We start from the raw sequence: 26,672 nt of genomic DNA, 5'->3' as shown, positions 1-26,672 counted from the left end.
TTGCCCCATGAGTGGGACGGTCAGCGCGGTCAGCAGCAGTGGCACGTATTCCTTCACCAAGCCGAATCGGGAGAGCATCAGGCTGCTCGCCGGGCTCGGAGTGGAGGGGGACGTGCACGCCGGAGTGACGGTGAAGCATCGGTTCCGGATGAAGCGGGACGCCTCGCAGCCGAACCTTCGGCAGGTGCACCTCATCCATGAGGAGCTGTTCGAGGAGGTGCGCGGAGCCGGGTTCGAGGTGGCGGCCGGGGAGCTCGGGGAGAACGTCACCACGCGGGGGATCGATCTGCTGGGGCTGCCGGTCGGGACCCGGCTGCGTCTCGGCGACGAGGCCGTCGTCGAGGTGACCGGGCTGCGGAATCCCTGCGCCCAGATCGACACGTTCCGGCAGGGGTTGATGAAGCAGGTCGTCGGCCGGGACGCCGACGGGAGCGTGCGGTTCAAGTCCGGAATCATGGGTGTCGTGCTCGCGGGCGGGGTCGTACGGCCCGGGGACGGCATCGGGATCGTGCTGCCGGAGGGGCCGCACCGGCCCCTGGAGATCGTCTGAACACGGCCCCTTCGGCGCACGCACGCCCGCCCCACTCCCGAGGGCACGGGAGGGAGCCTGGCCCACGCCTTCGTCGACGCGCTGTTGAACCGGGCGATGCGGTGAGCCGGGTGCTGCGCGCGTACGTCGGTCATGTGGACCCGCGTCATCCGCTCACCGCGCCCCTGCGGGTGCGGGACGCCGTCCTGACGGGGCTGACGAACTCGGTCGTCCCGCTCCCCCGGCGACGGGCCTGGACCTGCCGGACCGGGAGCGCCTCCCCTCACGCCATGGTGCTGCGTGCGCCGGACATGACGAAGGGGCGCCCGTCCGGCCCGGACGGGCGCCCCCTGCGGCGTCTCACTTGCTCAGGTACACCCAGAACTCGTCGAAGGACAGCACCTTGTCCCCGTTGAGGTCGCGGGTCCTGATGATGACCTCGGCCACGGACTCGGTGACGTTCCAGTCACCTTCCTGAGCGAGGGCGGTCTTGAACTCGGCAGCGGTGATGAATCCGTCACCGTCCGTATCGATCCGCTCGAACTGCTTGCGCGCTTCGTCGATGTTCGCCACCGAGCCGCCCCTTTTTCTTCGTTCCTTGCCGTGTGCTGACGAAGGTCAGATTAACCGGCGGTACGAGCGCGCAGTGCGGCGACCACCCACGCGAAGTCCTCGGCGTGCGGTGGCGCGGGCTGCCGGTTCACGACGGAGAGCAGTTCGCGATAGCGGGCGACCCGTTCGTTGAACCCGGCCGTCATGCGTTCCAGTACGGCGGTCCGGTCGGCGTCCCCGAACAGGTCCCGCAGCGCCTGCTCCGCCTCGGGTGCCCCTGGCTCGACACCGCGCTCCCGCAGCGGGGCCACCAGCTCCACCAGGCGTTTGGCGAACCACACGGACTGTCCGCGCGGGGCGTCCGGGACCCGGTCGGCCGCGTTGAACTCGACGGCCCGCCGCATCTGCCGCCGGAACACGGGATCCTGGAGCATCCCGGCCAGCTCCATCCAGGCGTCGACCTGCTCGGGCGTCGGGTCGTCCGCGAGGTCGACGGCGGTGCGCCGCATCCGTTCCCGGATGTCCGGGTCGACGGTGTCGAGCCCGGCCAGGGCCTCCTCCACGAACTCCTCCATGATCCGCTGCCGTTCGGCCGCGGACAGCCTCGCCAGTTTGTTCGTCAACGTCATCTCCTTCGCCGTGGATCCTCGTCGTGCCACGCTCGACAGCACCGCACGGGTCACCTTCAGTGACCGGATCTGCGCGTCCAGCGCCGCCACGTGCGCGGCCGCGACCTCCGCGACCGTCCGCTCCCCGTCCAGCACCTTGCGTACGACGTCCAGGCCGAGGCCCAGCTCGCGCAGCGTGCGGATCAGTTCCAGGCGGGCGGCGGCCTCGGCGTCGTAGAGCCGGTAGCCGCCGGCGGAACGGGTCACGGGGTGCAGCACGCCCTCGTCCGACCAGTAGCGGATGGTGCGCACGGTCAGTCCGGTGGCGCGGGCCAGCTCGCCGATGGTGAAAAGGCCGGTGCCGTCTTCGATCATGTCTGCGAGTCTGGGCCTTCCAGCGGGTGGAGACTCAAGGAGCGCGGCGATGGAGACCTTGCGGGACATTCTCGACGCGGCGGCCCGCGGAGTCTTCCCGCCCGCGGACGGTCGGACCACCGTCGTGCCGCAGGCATCCCACCGGGACGCGGGGGTGCTGGCCTTCACGGCGCACTCCGTGGTCTTCACGGACGAGGATCCGGCGTGGGTGTACGAGACGCTCGGCGGCCTGGAGTGCGACGCGCTGGCGGCGACGATGAACCCGCGGTTCCTGTCGGCGCTGCTGGAGCGGACCGGGCGGACGGCCGAGACCATCGACGCGATGCTGGTCGCCGGCCCGCTGCCGGGTGAACCGCCGCTCGCCCTCAAGGAGATCGAGGACGGCGGCCATCCCCGCATCGCCTACGCCCGCGGGCGGCGCGACGACGTGCGCGCGTGGGAGACCGAGGGCGGTGTGGTGGTCGTGGGGCGCGGCATCGCCGGACGGCCGGAGGTCTCCGTGGAGGTGGACGAGGGGGTACGGCACCGGGGGCTCGGCCGGGCGCTGGCGACGGCGGCCCGGCACCTCGTCGCGGAGCCGCTGTGGGCGCAGGTCGCGCCGGGGAACGCCCGCAGCACGCGGGCGTTCCAGGCGGCCGGCTACCGCCCCGTGGGGGCGGAGGCGCTGCTGCTCAGTGCCAGGGCTCGTAGTACGGGTTGCTCTCGCAGTCGCTCATGATCTCGACCTTGGTCTTCTTGTCGACCGGGCAGACGCCGATGACGTACTGCCGCGCGACACCGCCGGGGAAGGCGACCTCGACCTGGTCGGCCCACTTGTGGGTGTCGCCGATGGTCTTGTTGACGTCGATGCCGCCGGGGGCGTCGATGTAGTAGTTCCAGCCCGACTTCCACCACTTCTTGTACAGGTCGTGGTCGTACGTCGTGGACACGTACGGGGAGGGCTGGTTGACCAGGACGTACTTCTCGATGTCGTACTGGCCGTCGATGTCCTTGGGGTGGAAGCCCTGCTCGAAGACGATGTCCGGGCCGCGGCCGTCGGCCCGGTAGAGCGTGCCGCAGGTCGTGCGCCAGGACGGGTCGGGGGTGATGCGGTCGACGTCGACGCCGCGATCGGCGGCGGCCTTGATCGGGTCGTCGTACTGGACGGGACAGTCGGCGGGGGCCGGGGCCTTGGCGGGGGTGCCGGCGGCCGTGGTGGTGAGTTCGGTGGCGGGTGCGGTGGCCGCGGTCGTGGTGAGGACGGCGGCCAGGGACAGGACGGCGGCAGCGGCGCGCCGCCGCAGGCGAGTTGTGATCACGGAGAGCACAATTCCGGTTCCACGACGGCGCGTTGTGGACGTTCACTCGTCCGGCGGCGTGTCCGCCGCTTCGCCGCCTCAGCGGAAGATGCCGGTGTGCCCCAGCGAGTACCGCCCCGGCTGCGGATACACCGCGAGGCCGTGCGGGCCGCTGCCGACCTTGATGCGGGCGAGCTGGGTGCCGGTGCGGGTGTCGATGGCGTACACCTCGGAGTCGTAACGCCCCGACAGCCACAGCACCTTGCCGTCGGCCGAGACCCCGCCCATGTCGGGGCTGCCGCCGTCGGGCAGGTGCCACTTCTTGGTGAGCCTGTCCTGCGTGAAGTCGAAGACGGAGACGGTGCCCTCGCCGCGGTTGGAGACGTACATCTCGCGGGAGTCGCGGCTGATGTAGAGGCCGTGGCAGCCCTTGCCGGTGGGCAGGAGCTTCGGCTCGGTGAACTTCTCGCCGTCCAGGACCCACATGCCGTCGGCCATCATGTCGGCGATGTAGAACTTCTTGCCGTCCGGCGAGATCTTCACGTCCTGCGGCATCGCGCCCTCGAAGGGCAGCTTCTGCTGCCCGACGACCTTCATCTTCTCCGTGTCCACCTTCAGGAGTTCGCCGCTGAACTCGCAGGAGACGATGAAGTACCGGCCGTCCAGGGAGAAGTCGGCGTGGTTGACGCCGTAGCAGGTGACCGGTTCGGTCTTGATCCGCTTCATGGTGTGCGGGTCGCGGAAGACGAGTTCGCGGTCGAGGGAGGCCATCACGACGGCGTACTTGCCGTGGGGTGTGAAGTAGAGGTTGTACGGGTCGTGGACCTCGATCTCCTTGCCCGCTTTGCCGGTCTTCGGGTCGAGGGGGGTGAGGGTGTGGCCGCGGTTGTTGTTGACCCAGAGGGTCTTCAAGTCCCAGGACGGCACGACGTGCTGGGGCTGCCGGCCGACCGGGATCGTCTCGATGACCTCGTACGTCTTCGGGTCGATGACCGAGACGGTGTCGGACTCGGTGTTGGGGACGTAGACGCGGGACGGGAAGTCCTTGACCACCGGGGAGAGTCTGTTCGGGCGGTCCGCCGCGTACACGTCCTGCGGGTCGAGGACGGGCGGCATGCCGGGCAGGCCCTGGACGGTCTTCTTCTTCACCGGGGCCGGCATCGCGGCCTTCGTGCCGCGGGCCTCGGTCGCCCGGTCCCTGGTGTCGGTGCCGCAGGCGGCGAGGGCGGTGAGAGCCGTCAGGGCGGCGCCTGCGACGAGGGTGCGCGTGGTCAGGGTGCGGTGCATCAGCTCAGCAGCTCCGTGGTGGTGACCGCGCGCAGTCCGCGGCGGTCGAGTTCTTCCAGTACGGCGGGGAGGGCGGTGACCGTGTCCGCGTAGCCGAAGTGCAGGCTCACCACGGATCCGTTGCGGATCTCGCCGAGGATCTTGCGGGTGACGGCGGGGGCGCCGGGCGAGGTGAAGTCGAGGGAGTCGACGTCGTAGGAGAGGACGTGCGGGTAGCCGGCGTCCTGGGCGAGCCGTGTGACGAGGGGGGAGGCTCGGGCCGCTCGGGAGGGGCGGAACCAGGTGCCGATCGAGCCGGTGAGGCGGGTGAGGCGGGTGGCGCAGCCGGTGATCTCGGCGGTCGCCTCCGCCTCCGGCATGGCGTTGATGTCGCGGTGGTTCAGGGTGTGGTTGCCCAGGTCGTGGCCGCCGTCGAGGATGCGGCGGGCGAGGTCCGGGTGGGCGTCGAGCCAGGTGCCCACGGCGAGGACGGTGACGTGGGCGCCGTGGCGTTCGGCTTCGGTGAGGAGGGTGTGGGCGGTGGTGGGGTTGCCGGCGCCGTGGAAGGTGAGGGCCACGCGGGGGTGGGTGCGGGGGCCGTGGGTGAGGTGGGTGGGGTGGGCCGGATAGTGGCGGGGGGTGGGGGCTTGAGGTCTGGAGGGGGTGGGGGTGGGGGGTGGTTTTGCGGCGGCTGTGGGGGGTGTGCAGCCGGCGGTGAGGGGGGCGAGGGTGCCTGTGGCGACTAGGGCGGCGGCGGTGCGGATTGCCGTCCGGCGGTCGGGCGTGGTCACCTGCACCATTTAAGGGGGGTACGGGTGGAAAAGCGGCGATTCGTCCGAACGGTGGCTGGTGCGGGTCGTGGGCCGAGTTTCCTCGCCCCCGCCGCCCCTACCCGTCCCATCCTCAGGGGGCTCCGCCCCCTGGACCCCCGTATCGGCCCTTGAGGGGCCTCGTCCTCAAACGCCGGACGGGCTGAAAGTGGTCGGGGTGGAGATCGGGATGGGCCCCTCAGCGTTCCGCTACTCGCATTTCGAACCAGGTTGTTTTGCCGCGGGGGAGCAGGTCGACGCCCCAGCGGTCGGAGAGTTTGTCTACGAGGAAGAGGCCGCGGCCGCTGATGTCCATGTGCTGGACGGGCATGAGGCAGGGCAGCCCCCGGGAGGGGTCGCGGACCTCGACGCGGATCCAGCCGCGGCGGCGGCGCATGCGGAGGCCGAAGACGCGGGCGCCGGTGTGGCGGACGGCGTTGCCGACGAGTTCGGAGACGAGCAGGACGGCGTCCTCGGCCATCTTGGGGGTCAGGCCCCATTCGCGGAGGACGACCACTTGGGCCAGTCTGCGGGCCGTGGCGGCGGACTCCGGCCGGGACGGCAGCGGAACCTCGGCGTCCGTGGGGTTGCCGAACAGTTCGAGTGCTTTGAGTGCGTGTTCGTCCTCGACCGCCGGAGACCAGCGCGCCGCGGTCGCACGGCTCTCTCCCCGCGGCTGTTCGATACCCTCCAGCCCCGCCATGCCCCCATCATGGCCGCCCAGGCCGCCCTGCGGGGGCGTTCCCGGCGAATACGCCCCCCGGAATCCATCATTCCGCAGGGAGCGGACGGCATATGACAGGGGCATTTCGGAGGCGCGAAGACCCCTGCCGACCTGCGGTGACGGCTCAGTCGGAGGCAAGCGGCCCGCTTCCTCGGCGCACCAGACTTAAGGGTGCCTTAAGGCTCCCATAAACCGCCCCAACGAGGGACCCGGGTCAGACACCGTGTCAATTGCAAGCGGTTCAGAGGAATTTCGCCTTGCCGGGTCCCTCCTCGACGAAGCTCTTCATGCCCCGCTCCCGGTCCTCCGTGGCGAACAGGCCCGCGAACCAGTTCCGTTCCACCGCGAGACCCGTCTCGATGTCGGTCTCCAGGCCGGTGTCGATGGACTCCTTGGCCGCGCGCAGCGCGAGCGCCGGGCCCTGGGCCAGCTTGGCCGCCCAGGCGTGCGCCTGCTCGTACACCTCGGCGGCCGGGACGACCCGGTCCACCAAGCCCAGGGTCAGCGCCTCGTCCGCCTTCACCATGCGGCCGGTGAAGATCAGGTCCTTCGCCTTGGAGGGGCCGATCAGCCGGGACAGGCGCTGGGTGCCGCCCGCGCCCGGGATCAGGCCGAGCAGGATCTCGGGCTGGCCGAGCTTGGCATTGTCCGCGGCGATACGGAAGTCGGCGCACAGCGCCAACTCGCAGCCGCCGCCCAGCGCGTACCCGGTCACCGCCGCCACGACAGGCTTGGGGATGCGGGCCACCGCGGTGAACGCCTCCTGGAGGGCGCGGGCGCGCAGGACCATCCCCGTGTGGTCCATGGCCTGCATCTCCTTGATGTCCGCGCCGGCCGCGAACACCTTCTCCCCGCCGTAGACGACGACGGCACGCACGTCCGCGCGCCGCGTGGCCTCCTCCGCGAGTTCCTTGAGCCGGTCCTGCGTGGCCACGTCCAGCGCGTTCATGGGCGGACGGTCGAGCCGGAGCGTGCCGACCCCTTCGGCGACTTCGAGATTCACGGTCATGCAGGTCAGGTTAACCATCATTAACGGCCGCGGCCCCGGTGCCGTAGCTCACACCGGGGCCGCGGACCGCGGAGCGACTACGCCTTCCACTTCTTCCAGGACATGTTCCAGCCGTTGAGGCCGTTGTCCGGGGCGACCGTCGCGTCGTTGGAGTTCTTCACGACCACCACGTCGCCGACCATCGAGTGGTTGAAGAACCAGGCGGCCGGGACGTCGCTGTCGTAGCCGCCCTTGACGTCGCGCAGGCCGATGCAGCCGTGGCTGGCGTTGTAGTTGCCGAAGGCGTCGCCGCCCCAGTAGTTGCCGTGGAGGAAGGTGCCGGAGGTGGTGAGGCGGGCGGCGTGCGGGACGTCCTTGATGTCGTACTCGCCGCCGTAGCCGACGGTCTCGCCGTTCATGCGGGTGACGGCGAGCATCTCGCTGATGACCATCTGGCCGTTCCAGGTGTCGTAGCCGGGCTTGCCGGTGGTGACGGGGATCGTCCTGATGGTCTTGCCGTCCTGCATGACCTTCATCTTCTTGGTCTTCACATCCACGACGGAGACCTGGTCGCGGCCGATGGTGAAGGAGACGGTCTTGTCCTGCTTGCCGTAGACGCCCTCGCGGCCCTCGACGCCGTCGAGGTTGAGGTCGACGGTGACCTTGGTGCCTTCCTTCCAGTACTTCTCGGGGCGGAAGTCCAGACGGTCGTTGCCGAACCAGTGGCCCGCGACCTCGACGGCCGGTTCGGTCCTGATCCTGATGGCCTTCTCGACGTCCTCGGGGCTGGTGATGCCCCGGGTGAAGCGGATCGAGAACGGCATTCCGACGCCGACCTTCGAACCGTCCTCGGGGGTGAAGTTGCCGAGGAAGGTGTTCTCGGGCGTCAGGGTGGTGAAGCTGGAGTCCTCGGCCGCCGTACGGCCCTCGGCGTCCTTGGCGATCGCGTGCACGGTGTACTTGGTGCCGGAGGCGAGGTGGGTGGACGGCGTCCAGGTGGCACCGTCGGCGGCGATGTTCCCGGCGATCGCGGCGCCCTTGGCGTCCTTGACCTCGACCTGGGTCAACCTGCCCTTGGCGGCGGAGACTTTGAGGGCGCCGCTGGTGTCGACGGACCGGGCGCCGTTCTTCGGGGCGATGGAGACGACCGCCTCCGACTGCTTGGTCTCCGCCTGGGAGGAGTCCGCGCCCTTCCCCTCGCCCTTCCCCTCGGACCCGGAGCCGGAGCCCCCTCCCCCGCCGCACGCGGTGACGGCCAGCAGCAGGACGCCGAGTATCAGCGCCAACAGCCCCGTGCCGCCCCGGCCCTTGTTCCGCCCCGCGCGCGCGTCAACCGACGCCCCCGATATCGGTCGCACGTTCAAAGTCCCTACTCCCCTCGTCGGGCCTGGTCGGGCCCGCTCCCCCCACGCATGCAGCGCGTGCACCGGCGCATATTAACCACAAGGTCAGGGCCCTCGACGGCCCGCAGTTGTCACTGTTCTGTACCGACTGTCGGTCTACTTCAGGTCACTGCCCGCCTTCCACTGCTTCCAGCCCATATTCCACCCACCGAGGCCGTTGTCAGGAGCGACCTTTTTGTCATTGCTGTGGACGACCTCGACGACGTCCCCGACGAGGCTGCGGTCGAAGAACCAGCCCGCGGGGGTGTCCGCGCCGCCGCCCTTGACGTCCCGGAGGCCGATGCAGCCGTGGCTGACATTGACCCGCCCGGGGGCGTCGGGCGCCCAGTAGTTGCCGTGCAGGAAGGTGCCGGAGTCGGTGAGGCGCAGGGCGTGCGGGACGTCCGGGATGTCGTACTCGCCGCCGAAGCCGACCGTGCGGCTGTTCATCCGGGTCACTTCGAGCATCTCGGTGACGACCATCCTGCCGTTGTAGGTGGTGGTCCTGGGGGCGCCGGCGGTGATCGGCACGGTGGCCAGCAGGTCGCCGTCCCGGCGTACCTCCATGGTGTGCCTGGCGGCGTCGACGAGGGAGACCTGGCTGCGGCCGACGGTGAAGGAGAACGTCTTGTACTGCGAACCGTAGACGCCGGGCGCTCCCTCGACGTCCCGCAGGCGCAGCGAGACGGTGACCTGGGTGCCGGGCTTCCAGTAGTGCTCGGGGCGGAAGTCGAGGCGGTCCTTGCCGAACCAGTGCGGGCGGATCTCGACGGGCGGCCGGGCGGTGACGTGGACGGCGCGTTCGACGGCGGCGCGGTGCTCGATCTCCCGGTTGAACTCCAACGAGACGATCATTCCGGTGCCGACGGTGGAGCGGTTCTCGGGGCTGACGTAGCCGATGAAGCGTTCGTCGGGGACGTACGTGGTGAAGGTGGTGTGGCGGGCGGAGCGGCGGCCGTGGCCGTCCAGGGCGACGGCGTCGACGGTGTACTCGGCGGCGAGCGCGAGGCGGGACTCGTCGGGCTCCCAGCTCAGCCCGTCCTCGGAGAGATGGCCGGGCACCGGGGACTCCTGCGCGTCCTGGGACTTGACGACCCTCACCGACTCCAGCCGCCCGTCCGGCACCCGGACCCGCAGCTTCCGCTCGGGCCGCACCCCCTTGTCGCCGTCGTCCGGAGTGATCCGGATGACGTCCTCGGGCGAGGCGGGTTTGCCGAGGCCACCCATGCCGATCCCGCCCGTGTCCCCGGTGCAGCCGGCGGCTCCGGCCAGCAGCCCTGCCCATGTCAGTACGGCGGCCAGTGCGACCCCCACGCGCCGTGCGCGCCCAGTTACGTGCCTCACGGGCTGCCCAACGACCGGGCCCGTGCTGGGGAAACGTGAGTGCGAGCCCGACGCTGGGCAGAACAGTGGGGAGAACGACGCGAGAGGGTGCCGGGACCGGGACGCCGTCACCCTTTTCCACGTCGTTCCGTGAGCCGTGGGAGGCTGAACGGTGTCCAGCGCAGCCGAGCAGGAGGCAGTGCCGGCGGAACAGGAACGCACCGGCGCCCTGGTGAACGGTGCGCGGCGCGCGGTGCCCGTCGTGCCCGTGTGGCCGGGGGCGCCGGTGCCGCTGGGCGCCCGGTTCCGGGTCGGTCCGGACGGGGTGGCGGGGACCAACTTCGCGCTGTGGGCGGGCGGGGCGGAGGCGGTCGAGCTGTGTCTGTTCGACGCCGACGGCAAGGAGACCCGTGCCCGGCTGGCCGAGCTCACCCACGAGATCTGGCACGGCTTCGTGCCGGGCGTGATGCCCGGCCAGCGCTACGGCTACCGGGTGCACGGCCGCTGGGACCCGTGGACCGGCGGCCGGTGGAATCCGGCGAAGCTGCTGCTCGACCCGTACGCGCGCGCGGTGGACGGCGACTTCGGCCTGCCGCCGGAGGTGTACGGGCATGTGCGGGACTGGCCGCAGCAGCATGTCGCGGACACCGTGCGCGACGACCGGGACTCGGCGCCGTACGTCCCCAAGGGCGTGGTCGTGCACGACGACGCGCCCGACGACGAGTGGGCGGACGACCGCCGCCCGAAGACGCCGTGGGCGGACTCGGTGATCTACGAGGTGCATGTGCGGGGGTTCACGGCCCTGCACCCGGACATCCCGGAGGAACTGCGCGGCACCTACGCGGGGCTCGCGCACCCGGCGGCGGTCGAGCACCTGGTGAAGCTGGGCGTGACGGCCGTCGAGCTGCTGCCCGTCCACCAGTTCGCGCACGAGGACCACCTGCTGCGCAAGGGCCTGAAGAACTACTGGGGCTACAACTCCATCGGCTACTTCGCGCCCCACGCGGCCTACGCCGCCTCCGGTACGACGGGCCAGCAGGTCGGCGAGTTCAAGCGGATGGTGCGGGCGCTGCACGCGGCCGGGATCGAGGTCATCCTCGACGTCGTCTACAACCACACGGCGGAGGCGGGCGAGCTGGGCCCCACGCTGTCGCTGAAGGGCATCGACAACCGCGGCTACTACCGGCTCCAGTCGGACGCGCGCAGGTACGCCGACTACACGGGCTGCGGCAACACCCTGCACGTGGTCCAGCCGCATGTGCTCCGGCTCATCACCGACTCGCTGCGCTACTGGGTGACGGAGATGGGCGTCGACGGCTTCCGTTTCGACCTGGCGGCCGCGCTGGCCCGCTCGATGCACGACGTCGACATGCTCTCCCCGTTCCTGGCCGTCATCGCGCAGGACCCGGTGCTGCGGCGGGTGAAGCTGATCGCCGAGCCGTGGGACGTGGGCTCCGGCGGCTACCAGGTGGGTGCCTTCCCGCCCCTGTGGACGGAGTGGAACGACCGCTACCGCAACGCCGTGCGGGACTTCTGGCGGGGCGCGCTGCCGGACGTACGGGATCTGGGCTACCGGCTGTCGGGGTCGAGCGACCTGTACGCCTGGGGCGGCCGACGGCCGTACGCCTCGGTCAACTTCATCACCGCGCACGACGGTTTCACCCTGCGCGACCTGGTCTCCTACGAGCGCAAGCACAACGAGGCGAACGGCGAGGGCAACCGGGACGGCACGGACGACAACCGCTCGTGGAACTGCGGGGCGGAGGGCGAGACGGACGACGAGCGGGTCCGGGCGCTGCGGCGCCGGCAGCTCAGGAACCTGCTGACGACGCTGCTGCTGTCCACGGGCGTGCCGATGCTGGTCGCGGGCGACGAGCTGGGGCGCACCCAGCGCGGCAACAACAACGCCTACTGCCAGGACAACGAGATCAGCTGGGTGGACTGGGGCCTGCTGGCGGATCCCGGCTGGAAGGCGCTGTTCGACCTCACGTCCCGGCTGATCGAGCTGCGCCACCGGCATCCGGTGCTGCGGCGCAGGGCGTTCTTCTCGGGCCGGGCGCACTCCGCCGACGGTCTGCGCGACCTGGCCTGGTTCACGGCCCGCGGCACCGAGATGACGGAACGGGACTGGTACGCCCCCGCCGCCACCCTCGGCATGTACCTCTCCGGGCGGGACATCCCGGGCCGTGACGAGCGGGGCGTGCCGATCCTCGACGACAGTTTCCTCGCCGTCCTGCACGCCGGTGACCGCCCGGCGAGCTTCGTCCTGCCGGGTCCGCCGTGGGCGGAGCGGTACGAGGTGGTCGTCGACACGTCGGGCGAGGAGCAGGCGGAGGCACCCGGGGTCGAGCACCGGGCCGGAGCGACGATCACGGTGCCGGCGCGGGCGGTACTGCTGCTGCGCGTGGCCGGCTGAGGCGGCGTTGAAGGATCATGAACTCTCCCCGTGATTCCTGGCCCTGAGATCGGCGTGCTGATCGACTGAGGCGCATGCCCGAGATGTCACGCCGTGCCTTCGGCTCTCTCGTCGGCGGCGGTGCCGTGACCGCCGTCGCCGGTACGACGGCCGCCGAGACGACCCCCGCCGAACGCCCCTTCAAGGCCCGCCCCGCGGCCTCCGGCGGTAGGTCAGGCCTGTGCAGGCCGTGTAAGACCGACCCTCACCGGTCGGCAGTGGCCTGTGAAACAGGAACCCGAGGTGGTACCGCGCAGTGGTACGGACCGGAATCTCCTGTCCTCGACAGGAGAGGGCGTCAATACACGACCGTGAGGAGACCGGCGCGCGGATCGCGGCGCGGATCAGGGCCGCGAAGACGCGGGCGGAGGTCAGCGCGGCGCTGAACCACTACGACGGCGGCTCGGTCGCCAAGTACACGCAGATGGTGGAGAGCCTGGACGCGGCCGTCGGCGAGGTGCTCGCCGCGCTGCGCAGGTCGGGGCAGGAGGAGAACACGCTGGTGCTGTTCGCCAGCGACAACGGAGGCGAGCGCTGGTCGTACCTGTGGCCGCTGAGCGGTGAGAAGTTCGTGCTCCAGGAGGGCGGCATCCGGGTCCCCACGATCGTGCGGCGGCCGGCCCGTATCGACGGCCACCAGGTCAGCCACGAGCCGAATTTCTCCCCCGACTGGACCGCGACCCTGCTGCAACTGGGGGGCGCCCGCCCCGATCCGGCGTATCCCCTGGACGGCACCAGCCTCACCGGCTACCTGCTGCGCGGCGAGGAGTTGCCGGAGCGGGACCTGTTCTGGCGGGTGCGGGCCAACCGGGCGCTCAGGCGCGGGAGGTGGAAGTACTACCAGGACTCCGCGGGCAAGGACCACCTGAAGAAGGCGTGGGAGAGGATCGCCGGCGGTCTGCTGCCCTGTCCCCCGCCCTGAGGGCCCGGGGACTCAGCCGAGGATCCCGCGCTCGTACGCCGTCGCCACGGCCGCCGCGCGGTCCTTGACGCCCAGCTTGGCGTAGAGGTGGGTGAGGTGGGTCTTGACGGTGGCCTCGCTGATGAAGAGTTCGCGGGCGATCTCACGGTTGGAGGTGCCCTTGGCGACCAGGGCCAGTACCTCGCGCTCGCGGGCGGAGAGGGGTTCCTTGCCGGGAGTTCTGGGGGTGCGGACGGCGGAGACCAGGCGGGAGGCGACGGCCGGGGAGAGGACGGTGCGACCCTCGGCGGCGGCCCGGACCGCGGTGAAGAGTTCGTCGCGCGGGGCGTCCTTCAGCAGATAGCCCGTGGCGCCGGCCTCGATGGCCGGCAGGGTGTCGGAGTCGGTGTCGTACGTGGTGAGGACCAGGACCTTGCCGCGTGCGGACCGGCGTGTCAGTTCGCGGATGGCGTCGACGCCTCCCCCGCCGGGCATGCGCAGGTCCATCAGTATGACGTCCGGATCGAGGGCGGTGGCCTTCGCGACCGCCTCCACTCCGTCGGCCGCCTCGCCGAGGACCCTGAATCCGGGTGCCGATGCGAACATGCCGCGCAGACCGTCCCGTACGACGGGATGGTCGTCGACGATCAGCACCGAGATACCCGCGTCACTGGTCATGGCGTACCAACGGTACGCGAGCCGACACCGCCGTGCCGTGCCCCGGCTCGGACTCGACGGTGAGGGCGCCCGCGATGCGTTCGGCGCGGGCGCGCATGCCGTCGAGGCCGAACCCGCCGGCGTGGGTGCGGGGCGGGAGGGTGAGGGGGTCGAAGCCGACGCCGTCGTCGCGGATGTCGAGGATGACCTCGTCCCCAAGGAAGGTCAGGGTGACGCCGAGCCGGGTGGCGCGCGCGTGCCGGGCGGCGTTGGAGAGGGCTTCCTGGGCGATGCGCAGGAGGGTGGCGGCGACCTCGTCGTGGAGTTGTTCCGTGGCGCCGGTGACCGTGAACTCGGCGCGGATGTCGGTGCGTTCGCCCCAGTCGGTGACCGTCGCCTTGAGGGCCTGCGGGAGTCCGGCGTCGGACAGTGCGACCGGGGCGAGGTTGTGCACGGAGCGGCGGGCCTCGCCGAGGCTGTGCCGGGCCAGGTCCATGGCGCGGCCGACGTGCTCGCGGGCCTGGTTCTCGTCGGGGGTGTTCGCGACGACCTGGAGCTGGGCGATGATCCCGGTCAGGCCCTGCGCGATGGTGTCGTGGATCTCGGCGGCCAGCCGCCGCCGCTCGTCCGCGACGCCCGCCTCCCTGGCCTGGACGAGGAGTTGGGCGTGCAGGGCGGCGTTCTCGTCGAGGGCCTGTTGCAGCGCGGTGATGGTCTCGACGCGTTCCCGCGAGCGGTGTTCCTCCTGCTCCACCATGTGGGCGATGACCAGCTGCAGGGCGGCGTTGGCGACGATGAGCCCGGCGAACAGGGCCCACTGGCCGGTGCTCTTGGGCGGCAGCCCGCCGGACTGCGAACCGGCCAGGGTGACGGCGGCGGCGAACACGCCGATCCGTCGCCACCGGCCCGGGAGCAGTTCGTCGGCGTCCATCAGGCCGGTGGCCGCGTAGAAGCCGAAGAGCGGGTTGATCCAGGTGAGCGCGAAGGCGATCACCCAGCGGACGACGTAGTACGCCGTCCCGGCCGGGGACGGCGTACGGCCCCGGTCGGGACGGCGTCGCCGGACGGCGTTCCACCACAGCTGGAGCGCGATCGCGGCGACGACCAGGGCCCCGGCCCCGTACCAGTCGGCGGGGCCGTCCATCAGGTCGGCGGCGCCGGCCGACAGGACGGCGCCGACGGCGAGCAGCCCGTACGGTCCCAGGGCGCGCATCTGCTCCCAGCGCCGGTCGATCTGCGTGTCCACCGCGGTCATGCCCTCAGTCTCCACGGGCCGTCCCCTACTCCCAGCGGAACCAGCGCGCGGCGCCGGCCGTCAACAGCACGGTCCAGGCCACCAGCACGCCCAGGTGGTCCCAGCCCGGCCAGTTCCCCGCCGCCGCCTGGTTCAGGGCCTCCGCGGCCGCGCCGAACGGGGTGAACCCGACGGCGCGGGCGAGGGCGTCGGGCATGGTCTGCACCGGCATCCACACGCCCGCGCAGAACATCGCCGGGAAGAACACCGCGGACCCGATGGCGCCCGCGATCTTCGTCGTGCCGGACAGCGCGGAGATCACCGCGCCCAGCGCGAGGGCGACCAGGACCGCCAGCAGCAGGGCCAGGGCGTATCCGAAGGGCTGCTCGGGCAGTCGTACGTCGAAGGCGAGCCGGCCGACCACGAGGGCGAGCAGGGCCGAGGCCAGGGCGGCACCGCCGAAGAGCAGCATCTGCGCGGAGAGCAGGGCCGGGGGGCGGACCGGTGTCGTGGACATCCGGCGCAGGATGCCGCGCTCGCGGTAGCCGGTGAGGGTCTGCGGCATCGCCTGGATCCCGCCGACGATCAGGCCGAGCAGCACCCCCACCGGGACATAGCCGTCGATCGGGCGCAGCCCGCCGAAGTCCGGGTCGGTCTCCCGGAAGGCCGGGATCGAGCCGAGGATCACCAGCAGCAGGGTGGGGAACCCCAGGATCCAGAAGAGGGAGCCGGGCTCCCGGCGGAACAGCCGGATCTCCGACTTGAGTACGGCGGGGTGGACGAGTGCGGTGCTCATGCCGCTGCCTCCTGCGTGTTGTTGTTGGTGTCGCTCTTCGTGAGGTCGAGGAACGCGTCGTCCAACGTCGCGTCGTGGACCCGGAGTTGATGGGCCGTGATGTGGTTGCGGGCGAGCAGCGTGAGGACGGCGTTGACCGTCTCGTCGGTGCCGGAGAGCGTGATACGGCCGTCCCGGTGCTCGACGGAGGCGAGCGCGGGCAGCGCGTTCAGGTCGCCGTCGTCGAGCGGGCCGGACGGGGTGAAGCTGATGACGGTGGCGCCCGCCGAGCGGCGGATCAGACCGGCCGGGGTGTCCAGGGCGGCGACCCGGCCCTTGTCGATCACGGCGATCCGGTCGCAGAGCCGCTGCGCCTCCTCCATGAAGTGGGTGACGAGGAGGACGGTCACACCGCCCGTGCGGACGTCCTCGATCAGCTCCCAGGTGTCGCGGCGGGCGCGCGGGTCGAGGCCGGTGGTCAGCTCGTCCAGGACGACGGCCCTCGGGTTGCCGACCAGGGCGAGCGCGATGAACAGCCGCTGCTTCTGGCCGCCGGAGAGCTTGGCGAACCGAGTGGTGAGCTTGGCGGTCAGGCCGAGGCGTTCGGCCAGCGGCCGCCAGTCGAGGGGGTTCGGATAGAAGGCGCTGTACAGCTCCAGCGCCTCGCGCACGGTGAGTTTGGCCTGGAGCTCGCTCTCCTGGAGCTGGGCGCCGAGCACCCGGCGGGTGGCCTCGTGCTGGGCGACGGGGTCGAGGCCGGTCACCCTGACCCGGCCCGCGTCCGGGACGCGCAGCCCCTCGACGCACTCGACCGTGGTGGTCTTGCCGGCACCGTTCGGGCCGAGGATCCCGAAGATCTCGCCCTCCTCGACGGTGAAGGAGACACCGTCGACGACGGCCCGGCCGCCGTACGACTTCCGCAGATCGCTTACCTCTATGAAGGACATGGCCTCAGCGTCGCGGTGCGGGCCCCGCGGCCACATCGGCCGTCGCGCTCGAAGCGGCATCAGCCGATCGGTGGATGCCGTCGTACGACCTCCCCCACAAGCCTTCACCAAACCCCCGCGTCCACCGGTGCGGCCCCTCGAACGCGCAGGTCGTAGGTCTGACGGCCGATACAGGTCCGGCCAAAACTCGGTGGGCGTCGTCGGTGCCGGTCCGTAGGCTCCTGCTGATGCCGACGACACCTGTAGCGACCAAGGACCGCTCCTCCGTACGGACTCTGCTGCGCCTGTGGCCGTATGTGCGGCCCGTGCGGGTGCGGCTGTTCGGTGCCGCGTTCGTCGCGGTCCTCGCCTCCTGCGTGGGGCTGGTGATCCCGCTCGTCCTGAAGTGGGTGGTGGACGGTCCGGTCGCGCACCGGGATCCGGCGGGCGTCTGGCTCGGGGCGCTGTACCTGCTGCTGCTCGGGCTCGGGGAGGCGCTGCTGTTCGGGCTGCGGCGGTGGCTGGTGGCGCGGCCGCTCGCGGGGGTCGAGGCGAGGATGCGGGGGGCTTTGTACCGGCGTCTTCAGCGGCTGCCGGTGTCCTTCCACGACCGGTGGTCGTCCGGACAGCTGCTGTCCCGGGGCACCACGGATCTGATGCTGCTGCGGATGTTCCTCGCGTTCCCGCTGACGTTCCTGCTGGTCAACAGTGTCACGATCGTCGTCGGCGTGATCATCATGCTGGCGCAGGACTGGACGCTGGGGCTGGTGATCCTGGGGCCGGCCGTCCCCGTGATGGTGACGTGCGTGGTCTTCGAGAGGCGCTACGCCCAGGTGGCGCGGCGCGCGCAGGACCAGGTGGGCGATCTGACCACGCTCGTCGAGGAGAGCGTCCTCGGTGTCCGGATCATCAAGGGGTTCGGACGGCACCGCAGCCAGGCCCGGGCGTTCCGCGAGCTCTCGCAGACCCTGCGGGGCACCGAACTGCGCAAGGCCTCGCTGCTGTCGACCATCTGGGGCGTCATCGTCACGCTGCCGGAGGCCGCCATCGGGGCCGCCCTGGTGCTGGGGACCGTGCAGGTCGCGGACGGGGAGCTGTCGGCGGGGACGCTGGTCGCGTTCCTCTCCACGGCGCTGGCGTTGCGGTGGCCGGTGGAGTCCATCGGCTTCCTGCTGGCGATGAGCCAGGAGGCGGCGACGGCGACGGAACGATACTTCGAGGTGATGGACGAGGAGGCCGAGGAGCCGGGGGTTTCCGGCGGGCGGTCGTCAACAGGGCAGCGGGGCATACGGTTCGACGCCGTCTCCTTCCGCTACCCCGACGCCCCGGCCGGCTCCCCTCCCGTTCTCGACGGTGTCGATCTGCACATACGCCCGGGTGAGTCCATGGCCCTCGTCGGGACCACCGGCAGCGGCAAGACCACGCTGACCGCGCTGGTGCCGAGGCTGCATGAGGTGACGGCCGGGCGGATCACCCTGGACGGCCGGGACATCACCACGATGTCCCGGGAGGAACTGCGCTCCGAAGTAGCTGTGGCCTTCGAGGAACCCACGCTCTTCTCCGCGAGCGTCGGCGAGAACGTCCTCATGGGCGCCGACGGCACCGCGGGCGGGCCGGAGCTGGAGCGGGCGCTGGCGGTCGCGCAGGCCGACTTCGCGTACGCGTTGCCGCAGGGCACGGACACGCAGGTCGGTGAGCAGGGGCTGAGTCTGTCCGGCGGGCAGCGGCAGCGGCTCGCGCTGGCCCGCGCGGTCGTCGGCCGGCCCCGCTTCCTCGTGCTGGACGACCCGTTGTCCGCGCTGGACGTGCACACCGAGGCCGCCGTCGAGGCGGCGCTGCGGGACGTCCTCGCCGACACCACCGCGCTGATCGTGGCGCACCGCCCCTCGACCGTCCTGCTCGCCGACCGGGTCGCGCTGCTCTCCGGAGGCCGCATCACCGCGGTCGGCACGCACCACGAACTGCTGCGGACCAACGCCGAGTACGCCCATCTGATGGCCGGCGCCGAGATCACCGAGGCCGGCGAGGACATCGAGGAGGCCGACGCCCGATGACGGCACCCACGACGACCGCACCGGACCGGAAGCAGCCGCCCGGGGACTCCCCGGGGGCGGGCGACCCGTTCGACCGGGACGTCCTGCCCACTCCCCCGGGCGCCACCCTCGCCCTCCTGCGCTCCCTGCTCGCGCCGATGAAGGCGCGGGTCACCGTGACCACGCTCCTGCTGCTGCTCCAGCAGGCGGCGGTCCAGGCGGGCCCGCTGCTGGTGGCGTACGCCATCGACAGCGCCGTACCGGCGTTCCGCCGGGCCGACCACGGGCCGCTGATCGCGGTGGGGGCCGGATACCTGCTGTGCGCGCTGGCCTCCGGCGGGCTCCAGTACGTCTTCATCCTGGTCTCGGCCCGCGTCAACCAGGACGTGCTGCTGGATCTGCGCGGCCGGATCTTCCGGCACGCGCAGGCGCTGAGCATCGACTTCCACGAGCGGTACACCAGCGGTCGTCTGATCTCCCGCTCCACGACCGACGTGGAGGCCCTGCGCGAGCTGCTCGACGAGGGACTTCAGGAACTGGTCACGATGATCCTGTCCCTCGTGTACATCTCGGCCCTGCTGCTCTGGCTGGACCTGGGGCTCGGCGCGGTCGCGATGGCGTCCTTCGTGCCGCTGTACCTCCTGGTCCGGCTCTACCAGCGGCGGGCGGTCGAGGTGTACCGCAGGCGGTCGACCGCGATCGCGGCCGTGATCGTGAAGTTCGTCGAGACCATGAACGGCATCCGGCCGGTGCGCGCGTTCCGCCGCGAGGCCGTCAACGACGCCGACTTCGGCGCGCTCAACGCCCGGCACGAGCGCACCAACGGGGACGCGCTGCTGGAGATGGCCCGCTATGTGATCGGCTCCCGGCTGGTGGCGAACACGGCGGTCGCGCTGATCGTGCTGTGGGGCGCCTACCGGGTGGCGGACGGTTCGCTGGAGCTGGGTGTGCTGGCGGCGGCAGTGCTCTATTTGCGGCGGCTGTACGACCCGATCGACCGGCTCGGGATGTTCCTCAACTCCTACCAGTCGGCGGCGGCCTCACTGGAGAAGATCGCGGGCCTGCTCGCGCAGAAGCCGACCGTCCCGGAGCCGTCCACGCCCCGGCAGCTGCCGCCGCTCGCCTCCGCGCACCCCGGCCGCGAGGTGGTCTTCGACGGCGTCCGGTTCGCCTACCGCACCGGCGGCGAGGTGCTGCCCCGCTTCGACCTGACCCTCCCGGCCGGGCAGACCGTCGCGGTCGTCGGCTCGACCGGCGCCGGCAAGTCGACCCTGGCCAAGCTGCTCGCCCGCTTCTACGACCCCTCCGAGGGGCGGGTCCTGCTCGACGGCGTCGACCTGCGCGACCTGGCCGTGCCCGAACTGCGGCGCGGGGTGGTCATGGTGACGCAGGAGGCGTTCCTGTTCTCCGGCACGGTCGCCGAGAACATCGCGATCGGCCGCCCGGACGCCTTGCGGGAGGACGTCGAGCGGGCCGCGAAGGCCATCGGCGCGCACGAGTTCATCAGCGCCCTGCCCGACGGCTACGACACGGACGTCCGCAAGCGGGGCGGCCGTATCTCCGCGGGCCAGCGCCAACTGGTCGCGTTCGCGCGGGCGTTGCTCGCCGACCCGGCCGTGCTGATCCTGGACGAGGCGACCAGCTCGCTGGACGTCCCGGGCGAGCGGGCGGTGCAGCGGGCGATGGCGACGGTCCTGGAGGGACGTACGGCGGTGGTGATCGCGCACCGGCTGTCGACCGTCGAGATCGCCGACCGGGTCCTGGTCATGGAGCACGGCCGGATCGTCGAGGACGGCACACCGGCCGAACTCGTCGCGGGCACCGGCAGGTTCGCGGATCTGCACCGGGCGTGGCGGGACAGTCTGGCGTGATCGCGGGGCCGGGGCACACAGGGGGACGAGGCGGACCAGGCGGACTGGGCGGACTGGGCGGGCGACAGGTGATCGACGCGTACGAGGATCCCGGCACACCCGACCGCCGCGGCGGCTGGCGGTACCTGGGGTGGCTGGTGCTGCGCCAGCCGTGGCGGTCGGCGGCGGGCGCGCTGCTGGGCAGCGTGTGGATGGTGCTGCTCGCGGCGACGCCCCTGCTGATGGCGAAGGCCGTGGACGAGGGGCTGGCGAAGGACGACATGGGCGCGCTGGCCCTGTGGACCGGACTGCTGGTCGTGGTCGGGTCGTTCAACGCCTGGCTGAGCATCCTGCGGCACCGCACGATGACGCGGGTGCGCATGGACGCCAACTTCCGCACGGTCAAGGTCGTCGTGGGCCACGCGGTCCGGCTCGGTGCCGCCCTGCCCCGGCAGGTCTCGGCCGGCGAGGTCGTCACCATCGGGGTGGGAGACGTCCAGCAGATCGCGTCCGCGCTCACGGTGATCGGCCCCGGCGTCGGCGCGATCGTCGCCTACCTCGCGGTCTCCGCCCTGCTGCTGACCGTCTCCGTCCGGCTCACCGTGATCGTCCTGCTCGGCATGCCGCTGATCGCCCTGCTCGTCGGCCCGCTGATGCGCCGCCTCCAGGGCACGGAGGCGGAGTACCGGGAACGCCAGGGCGTCCTCACCGCCCGTATCGGCGACCTCGCGAGCGGTCTGCGCGTCCTCAACGGCCTCGGCGGCAAGGGCCTGGTCGCCGACGCCTTCCGCCGCGACTCCACCCGTCTGCGCGAACAGGGCTACCGCGTCGGCGCGGTCACCAGCTGGATGCAGGCCCTCGGCCTCGGTCTGCCCACCCTCTACCTCGCGGTGGTCACCTGGCTGGCCGCCCGCATGGCCGTCCAGGGCACCATCACCGTCGGCGAGCTGGTCTCCGTCTACGGCTATGTCGCCGTCCTGGTCCGCCCGGTCTCCTACTTCGTCGACTGGGGCTACCAGCTCGGCCGGGGCGTGGTGGCGGCGAGACGGGTCGTAAGCCTGCTGCGGCTGGAGCCGGAACCGGACGAGGGCACGCGCGAGGCCCCGGCGGAACCGTCGGTCCTGTACGACCCGGAGTCCGGAGTGCGCGTGACACCGGGCCGCCTGACGGCCCTGGTCGGCGCGACACCGGCGGACACGGCGGCCGTCGTGGACCGCCTGGGCCGGTACGGGCCGACAGAGGCGCTGTGGGGCGAAGTACGCCTGACGGACATCCCGTTGTCCCAGGTGCGGTCCCGCATCCTGGTGGCGGACCACGAGGCGGACCTGTTCGCAGGCCCCCTGCACGAGGTAATAGGCGCCGCCATCCCCAACCTAAGGGGCGCGGGGAACTGCGCGACCAGCCCCCACTCAGCCGCAGCCGCCCTACACGCAGCCCTGGCAGACGAGATCGTCCAGGCCCTCCCCGACGGCCTCGACTCCCCCATGGACGCCCAGGCCCGCAACCTCTCCGGCGGCCAACGCCAACGCATCCGCCTGGTCCGAGCCCTCCTCACCGACCCGGAGATCCTGCTCGCCATAGAACCCACCTCGGCCCTCGACGCCCACACGGAGTCCCTCGTGGCGACCCGGCTGCACCACACCCGCAAGGGCCGCACGACCGTCGTCACCACCACCTCCCCCCTCCTGCTCACCCACGCCGACACAGTCCACTACCTCGTCGACGGCAAGGTCACAGCAACCGGCACCCACCAGCAGCTCCTGGAAGACACCCCCGGCTACCGCGCCCTCGTGGCCCGCGACTCCGAGGAGGTCGTGGGATGAGCGACGGACACCTCCCGATCGCGGACGCCCCCACCGTCCGCCGAGCCTCCCTCCGCCTCGTACGCGCCGACAGAAAGGCCTTCGCCAAAGTCATCGCGCTGAACGCCGCCGCCGCGGCCGTCGGCCTCGCCGGCCCCTACCTCCTGGGCCACATCATCGACGAGGTGAGAGCAGGCGCCGGAGTCACCGCCGTGGACCGCGCAGCGCTGGGCATCCTCGCCTGCGCCGCCGCCCAGCTCCTGCTCGCCCGCTGGGCCCGCTACGCGGGGCACCGCTTCGGCGAGCGCACCCTCGCCCGCGTCCGTGAGGAGTTCGTCGACCGCGCGCTGGCCCTGCCGACCTCCGTCGTGGAGCGGGCCGGTACCGGTGATCTGACGGCACGCGGTACGGCGGACGTGGCGACCGTCGGCACCACCCTGCGGGACGCGGGCCCGGAGCTGCTGATCAACATCGTGCAGGCGCTGTTCCTGCTGGGCGCGGTCTTCCTGATCGACCCGCTGCTCGGGGCCGTGGGCGTGTTCGGCCTCACCCCGATCTGGTTCGCCCTGCGCTGGTACCTGCGGCGGGCCCGGGACGCCTATCTCGCCGAGGGCGCGGCGAACTCGGACGTCGCCGAGATCCTCGCGGCGACCGCGGCCGGCGCCCGCACGGTGGAGGCGTTCCGGCTCCAGGAGCACCGGGTCGTGGCGAGCCGTCAGGCGCTGGAGCGGTCCCGGGCGCGGCGCCTGTACACCCTGTTCCTGCGCTCGGTGTTCTTCCCGGTCGTGGAGGTGTCGTACCTCTTCCCGGTGGCGGGCGTGCTGCTGGTCGGAGGGGTGCTGCACTCCCACGGCGCGGTGACGCTGGGCGCGGTGGTGGCGGCGGGGCTGTATCTGCGCCAGTTCGAGGGGCCGTTGGACGAGATCCTGGTCCGGGTGGAGCAACTCCAGAGCAGCGGTGCCTCGTTCGCCCGGGTGGAGGGGCTGGCCGGGGCCCCTCGGGCGGTCGAGGCCGACTCCCCGGAGCCGCGGGGCGACCGGATCGACGTGCGCGGGGCCCGGTATTCCTACGGGAAGGGCCGTGAGGTGCTGCACGGCGTCGACCTGACCGTGCGGCCCGGGGAGCGGCTGGCCGTGGTCGGTCCGTCCGGTGCCGGGAAGACCACGCTGAGCAGGCTCGTCGCGGGCATCGACGCACCGACCTCGGGGAGCGTGACGGTGGGCGGGGTGCCCGTGGTGGCCCTGGGTCCGGAGCGGTTGCGCCGGCAGGTCGTCCTGGTCACCCAGGAGCACCACGTCTTCCTCGGTACGGTCCGGGACAACCTTCTGATCGCCGAGCCCGCCGCCTCGGACGAGCGGGTGTGGGAGGCGCTGACGGCGGTCGGTGCCGACGGCTGGGTGCGGGAGCTGCCCGAAGGGCTGGACACCGCGCTGGGCGACGGGGGGTGCCGTACGGACGGGTCCCAGGCCCAGCAACTCGCCCTGGCCCGGGTGGTGCTGGCCGACCCGCACACGCTGATCCTGGACGAGGCGACGGCCCTGCTGGATCCGACGACCGCCCGGCACACCGAGCGCGCCCTGGCCGCCGTACTGGAGGGACGGACGGTCATCGCCATCGCGCACCGGCTGCACACCGCGCACGACGCGGACCGGGTGGCCGTGATGGAGGACGGCCGGCTGACCGAACTCGGCACGCACGACGAGCTGGTGGCGGCGGACGGGGCGTACGCGGCGCTGTGGGCGTCGTGGCACGGGGAGCCCGCGTCGCGTGGCTGAGATGGCCTCAATGGTCCGTATACCGAACATGAACTCCCGGACAACGAACGATTTCCGGCCAAATTCCTGACGCGCTCCTGACAGAAACCGTGATCTGGTGCCACTCTTCCCACGGCCAGGTCACAGCAACCCCACAGCTCCATCACATCGCCGTGCCCCGGCCGAACTCCCGCACATGGCTTTCGTACGCCCCGTTCTGCCCGGACGGCCCACCCGCCGGCCGGTCTCCCCCGGCCGCGTGACCCGCGGCCCGCAGAAGGAGTCAGTGTTGAGAGACAGTTCCTCCCACAGACGCACCTCCCACACCCGCACCACCCGACGGGCCGCCGCAGTGGCCCTCGTCGGTGTCTCCGCCCTCATCGCCGCGGCCGTCCAGTCGGGCGCCGCCACCGCAGCCCCGGAGAAGGCACCGTCGGCCGCGGGAAAGGTGATACCGGGCGCGGAATCCGTCAAGCTCACCCCCGCCCAGCGCGCCGAACTGATCCGCGCGGCCGACGCCTCCAAGGCGGCCACCGCGAAGGACCTGGGTCTCGGCGCCAAGGAGAAACTGGTCGTGCGTGACGTCCTCAAGGACGGCGACGGCACGGTCCACACCCGCTACGAGCGCACCTACGACGGGCTGCCCGTCCTCGGCGGCGACCTCGTCGTGGAGAGCACGAAGACCGACGCGACCGCGTCCGTCGTCAAGGCCAGCCGGGCCGCCGTCGAGCCGGCGACCACCACGGCCAAGCTGCCCGCCGCGAAGGCCGAGACGCAGGCCCTGGCCGCCGCGAAGGCCGAGGACGCCAAGAGCCCCGACGTCAACCGCGCCCCGCGCAAGGTGATCTGGGCGGCGAGCGGCACCCCGACCCTGGCGTACGAGACGGTCGTGGGCGGGTTCCAGCACGACGGCACCCCGCAGGAACTGCACGTCATCACCGACGCGGCGACCGGCGAGAAGCTGTACGAGTGGGAGGCGATCGAGACCGGCACCGGCAACACGGTGTACTCCGGCACGGTCGACCTGACCTCCACACAGTCCGGTTCCACGTTCAACCTCACCGACGGGGCACGCGGCAACCACAAGACGTACAACCTCAACCGCGGCACCTCCGGCACCGGCACCCTCTTCTCCGGCCCCGACGACATCTGGGGCAACGGCAGCGCGTCCAACCTGGAGTCGGCCGCCGCCGACGCGCACTACGGCGCCGCCCTGACCTGGGACTACTACAAGAACGTGCACGGGCGCTCCGGCATCCGCGGCGACGGCGTGGGCGCCTACTCGCGCGTCCACTACGGCAACAACTACGTCAACGCGTTCTGGTCGGACAGCTGCTTCTGCATGACGTACGGCGACGGCTCGGGCAACGCCAACCCGCTGACGTCGATCGACGTGGCCGCCCACGAGATGACGCACGGCCTGACCTCCAACACGGCCGGCCTCAACTACAGCGGCGAGTCCGGCGGCCTGAACGAGGCCACCTCGGACATCTTCGGCTCGACGGTCGAGTTCTACGCGGCCAACTCCTCCGACGTCGGTGACTACCTCATCGGCGAGGAGATCAACATCAACGGCGACGGCACCCCGCTGCGCTACATGGACAAACCGAGCAGGGACGGCGCGTCCAAGGACAGCTGGTACTCCGGCCTCGGCTCGATCGACGTGCACTACTCCTCGGGTCCCGCCAACCACTTCTTCTACCTCCTGTCGGAGGGCAGCGGCACCAAGACCATCAACGGCGTCAGCTACGACTCGCCCACCGCGGACGGCCTTCCGGTCACCGGTATCGGCCGGGACAAGGCCGAGAAGATCTGGTTCCGGGCGCTGACCACGAAGTTCACGTCCACCACCAACTACGCGGCGGCCCGCACCGGCACCCTCGCGGCGACCGGTGAGCTCTACGGCACCACGAGCGCCGAGTACAAGGCGGTGCAGGACGCGTGGGCGGGTGTCGCGGTCGGCGCCCGGTCCGACGGCGGCGGGGGCGGTGGCGGCACCTCCTTCGAGAACACCGCCGACGTGGCGATTCCGGACAACGGCGCGGCGGTCACCTCGTCGGTCACCGTGTCCGGCCGGACGGGCAACGCGCCCTCGAACCTCCAGGTCGCGGTGGACATCACGCACACCTACATCGGCGACCTCCAGGTCCAGCTGGTCGCCCCCGACGGCACCGCGTACACGCTGAAGGGGTACAACACGGGCGGCAGCGCGGACAACATCAACACCACGTACACGGTGAACGCCTCCTCCGAAGTCGCCAACGGAGCCTGGCAGTTGAGGGTTCAGGACAACGCGGCCCGGGACACCGGCCGCATCAACGGCTGGAAGCTCACCTTCCCGTAGGCCGTACGCCCCGCGAGGGGCTCAGGACAGGGCGCCGCCCCGGAGGTTCGACTCCCCGGGGCGGCGTCCTCGTTCACATGCCCGAAACGTTTACCGGACAGTCAACTT

21 protein-coding genes and 2 pseudogenes are annotated in these 26,672 nt (G+C 71.4%); 10 read left to right on the top strand and 13 right to left on the bottom strand.

Features of this window, described 5'->3' with window-relative positions; translation table 11 throughout:
- The first annotated feature begins 7 nt into the window (after positions 1-7).
- Positions 8-550, top strand: a complete 543-nt coding sequence (locus tag SLINC_RS31345; RefSeq protein WP_067440039.1) for an MOSC domain-containing protein — start codon at positions 8-10, stop codon at positions 548-550.
- A 107-nt stretch (positions 551-657) separates the two neighbouring features.
- Positions 658-780: pseudogene (locus tag SLINC_RS49535) on the top strand (ABC transporter ATP-binding protein); the annotation flags it as partial.
- A 109-nt stretch (positions 781-889) separates the two neighbouring features.
- Here SLINC_RS49535 and SLINC_RS31340 read toward each other — a convergent pair.
- Together SLINC_RS31340 and SLINC_RS31335 are read right to left on the bottom strand one after the other, a co-directional pair.
- On the bottom strand, positions 890-1,102 hold the full coding sequence (locus SLINC_RS31340) for an EF-hand domain-containing protein (protein ID WP_067440036.1): 213 nt from the start codon (positions 1,100-1,102) through the stop codon (positions 890-892).
- Between the two features lie 50 nt (positions 1,103-1,152).
- Positions 1,153-2,064 carry a MerR family transcriptional regulator gene (locus SLINC_RS31335; RefSeq protein ID WP_067440033.1) on the bottom strand — a complete coding sequence of 304 codons (912 nt, stop codon included), beginning with the start codon at positions 2,062-2,064 and terminating at the stop codon, positions 1,153-1,155.
- A 49-nt stretch (positions 2,065-2,113) separates the two neighbouring features.
- On the opposite strand from SLINC_RS31335, the gene SLINC_RS31330 reads away from it, so the two are divergent.
- Positions 2,114-2,782 (top strand): GNAT family N-acetyltransferase, encoded by a 669-nt coding sequence (locus SLINC_RS31330; RefSeq protein ID WP_067440030.1) that lies wholly within the window; start codon positions 2,114-2,116, stop codon positions 2,780-2,782.
- On the opposite strand, the gene SLINC_RS31325 is transcribed toward SLINC_RS31330, so the two are convergent.
- The 7 genes from SLINC_RS31325 to SLINC_RS31295 form a co-directional block, all read right to left on the bottom strand.
- Positions 2,736-3,362 (bottom strand): ADP-ribosyltransferase, encoded by a 627-nt coding sequence (locus tag SLINC_RS31325; RefSeq protein WP_079165192.1) that lies wholly within the window; start codon positions 3,360-3,362, stop codon positions 2,736-2,738. The genes SLINC_RS31330 and SLINC_RS31325 overlap by 47 nt on opposite strands.
- 78 nt (positions 3,363-3,440) lie before the next feature.
- A complete protein-coding gene (locus SLINC_RS31320; protein ID WP_067440024.1) occupies positions 3,441-4,628 on the bottom strand; it encodes a YncE family protein in 1,188 nt (395 codons plus the stop codon).
- Positions 4,628-5,407, bottom strand: coding sequence for a polysaccharide deacetylase family protein (locus SLINC_RS31315; RefSeq protein WP_067440021.1), 780 nt, complete (start codon positions 5,405-5,407; stop codon positions 4,628-4,630). The genes SLINC_RS31320 and SLINC_RS31315 overlap by 1 nt, the downstream gene beginning before the upstream one ends.
- 208 nt (positions 5,408-5,615) lie before the next feature.
- The gene (locus tag SLINC_RS31310) at positions 5,616-6,119 is read right to left on the bottom strand and encodes an ATP-binding protein (protein ID WP_067440018.1); all 504 of its coding nucleotides are present in this window, start codon (positions 6,117-6,119) and stop codon (positions 5,616-5,618) included.
- 262 nt (positions 6,120-6,381) lie between these two features.
- Entirely contained in the window at positions 6,382-7,149 is a 768-nt protein-coding gene (locus SLINC_RS31305) for an enoyl-CoA hydratase/isomerase family protein (RefSeq protein WP_067440015.1), read from the bottom strand.
- A gap of 77 nt (positions 7,150-7,226) precedes the next feature.
- Complete coding sequence (locus SLINC_RS31300; protein WP_067440012.1) at positions 7,227-8,492, bottom strand: L,D-transpeptidase; 1,266 nt, start codon at positions 8,490-8,492, stop codon at positions 7,227-7,229.
- Between the two features lie 135 nt (positions 8,493-8,627).
- Positions 8,628-9,854 carry a L,D-transpeptidase gene (locus tag SLINC_RS31295; RefSeq protein WP_067440009.1) on the bottom strand — a complete coding sequence of 409 codons (1,227 nt, stop codon included), beginning with the start codon at positions 9,852-9,854 and terminating at the stop codon, positions 8,628-8,630.
- A 151-nt stretch (positions 9,855-10,005) separates the two neighbouring features.
- On the opposite strand from SLINC_RS31295, the gene glgX reads away from it, so the two are divergent.
- Both glgX and SLINC_RS31285 read left to right on the top strand, forming a co-directional pair.
- Positions 10,006-12,249: a glycogen debranching protein GlgX gene (gene glgX, locus SLINC_RS31290; protein ID WP_067440006.1), complete on the top strand. Its 2,244-nt coding sequence runs from the start codon at positions 10,006-10,008 to the stop codon at positions 12,247-12,249.
- 352 nt (positions 12,250-12,601) lie between these two features.
- Positions 12,602-13,210: pseudogene (locus tag SLINC_RS31285) on the top strand (sulfatase-like hydrolase/transferase); the annotation flags it as partial.
- Between the two features lie 12 nt (positions 13,211-13,222).
- Here SLINC_RS31285 and SLINC_RS31280 read toward each other — a convergent pair.
- Genes SLINC_RS31280 through SLINC_RS31265 form a run of 4 tightly spaced genes read right to left on the bottom strand, consistent with a single transcriptional unit; the run spans position 13,223 to position 16,802 of the window.
- Positions 13,223-13,867 (bottom strand): response regulator, encoded by a 645-nt coding sequence (locus tag SLINC_RS31280; protein ID WP_067440003.1) that lies wholly within the window; start codon positions 13,865-13,867, stop codon positions 13,223-13,225.
- Entirely contained in the window at positions 13,857-15,101 is a 1,245-nt protein-coding gene (locus SLINC_RS31275; protein ID WP_067440000.1) for a sensor histidine kinase, read from the bottom strand. The genes SLINC_RS31280 and SLINC_RS31275 overlap by 11 nt, the downstream gene beginning before the upstream one ends.
- A gap of 25 nt (positions 15,102-15,126) precedes the next feature.
- Complete coding sequence (locus SLINC_RS31270; RefSeq protein WP_067439997.1) at positions 15,127-15,876, bottom strand: ABC transporter permease; 750 nt, start codon at positions 15,874-15,876, stop codon at positions 15,127-15,129.
- On the bottom strand, positions 15,873-16,802 hold the full coding sequence (locus SLINC_RS31265) for an ABC transporter ATP-binding protein (protein ID WP_067439994.1): 930 nt from the start codon (positions 16,800-16,802) through the stop codon (positions 15,873-15,875). Before SLINC_RS31265 ends, SLINC_RS31270 begins: the two co-directional genes overlap by 4 nt.
- Positions 16,803-17,029: 227 nt before the next feature.
- On the opposite strand from SLINC_RS31265, the gene SLINC_RS31260 reads away from it, so the two are divergent.
- From SLINC_RS31260 to SLINC_RS31240, 5 genes are all read left to right on the top strand, one after another.
- Positions 17,030-18,835 (top strand): ABC transporter ATP-binding protein, encoded by a 1,806-nt coding sequence (locus SLINC_RS31260; protein WP_067445907.1) that lies wholly within the window; start codon positions 17,030-17,032, stop codon positions 18,833-18,835.
- Positions 18,832-20,685 (top strand): ABC transporter ATP-binding protein, encoded by a 1,854-nt coding sequence (locus SLINC_RS31255; protein ID WP_067439991.1) that lies wholly within the window; start codon positions 18,832-18,834, stop codon positions 20,683-20,685. The genes SLINC_RS31260 and SLINC_RS31255 overlap by 4 nt, the downstream gene beginning before the upstream one ends.
- 68 nt (positions 20,686-20,753) lie before the next feature.
- Positions 20,754-22,487: an ABC transporter ATP-binding protein gene (locus SLINC_RS31250; RefSeq protein WP_067439988.1), complete on the top strand. Its 1,734-nt coding sequence runs from the start codon at positions 20,754-20,756 to the stop codon at positions 22,485-22,487.
- Positions 22,484-24,241, top strand: a complete 1,758-nt coding sequence (locus SLINC_RS31245; RefSeq protein WP_067439985.1) for an ABC transporter ATP-binding protein — start codon at positions 22,484-22,486, stop codon at positions 24,239-24,241. The genes SLINC_RS31250 and SLINC_RS31245 overlap by 4 nt, the downstream gene beginning before the upstream one ends.
- Positions 24,242-24,509: 268 nt before the next feature.
- Positions 24,510-26,564 (top strand): M4 family metallopeptidase, encoded by a 2,055-nt coding sequence (locus tag SLINC_RS31240; RefSeq protein WP_067439982.1) that lies wholly within the window; start codon positions 24,510-24,512, stop codon positions 26,562-26,564.
- Positions 26,565-26,672: the final 108 nt, after the last annotated feature.

Source organism: Streptomyces lincolnensis (assembly GCF_001685355.1).
GTDB lineage: Bacteria > Actinomycetota > Actinomycetes > Streptomycetales > Streptomycetaceae > Streptomyces > Streptomyces lincolnensis.
This window is presented reverse-complemented; position numbering and strand designations above follow the sequence as displayed.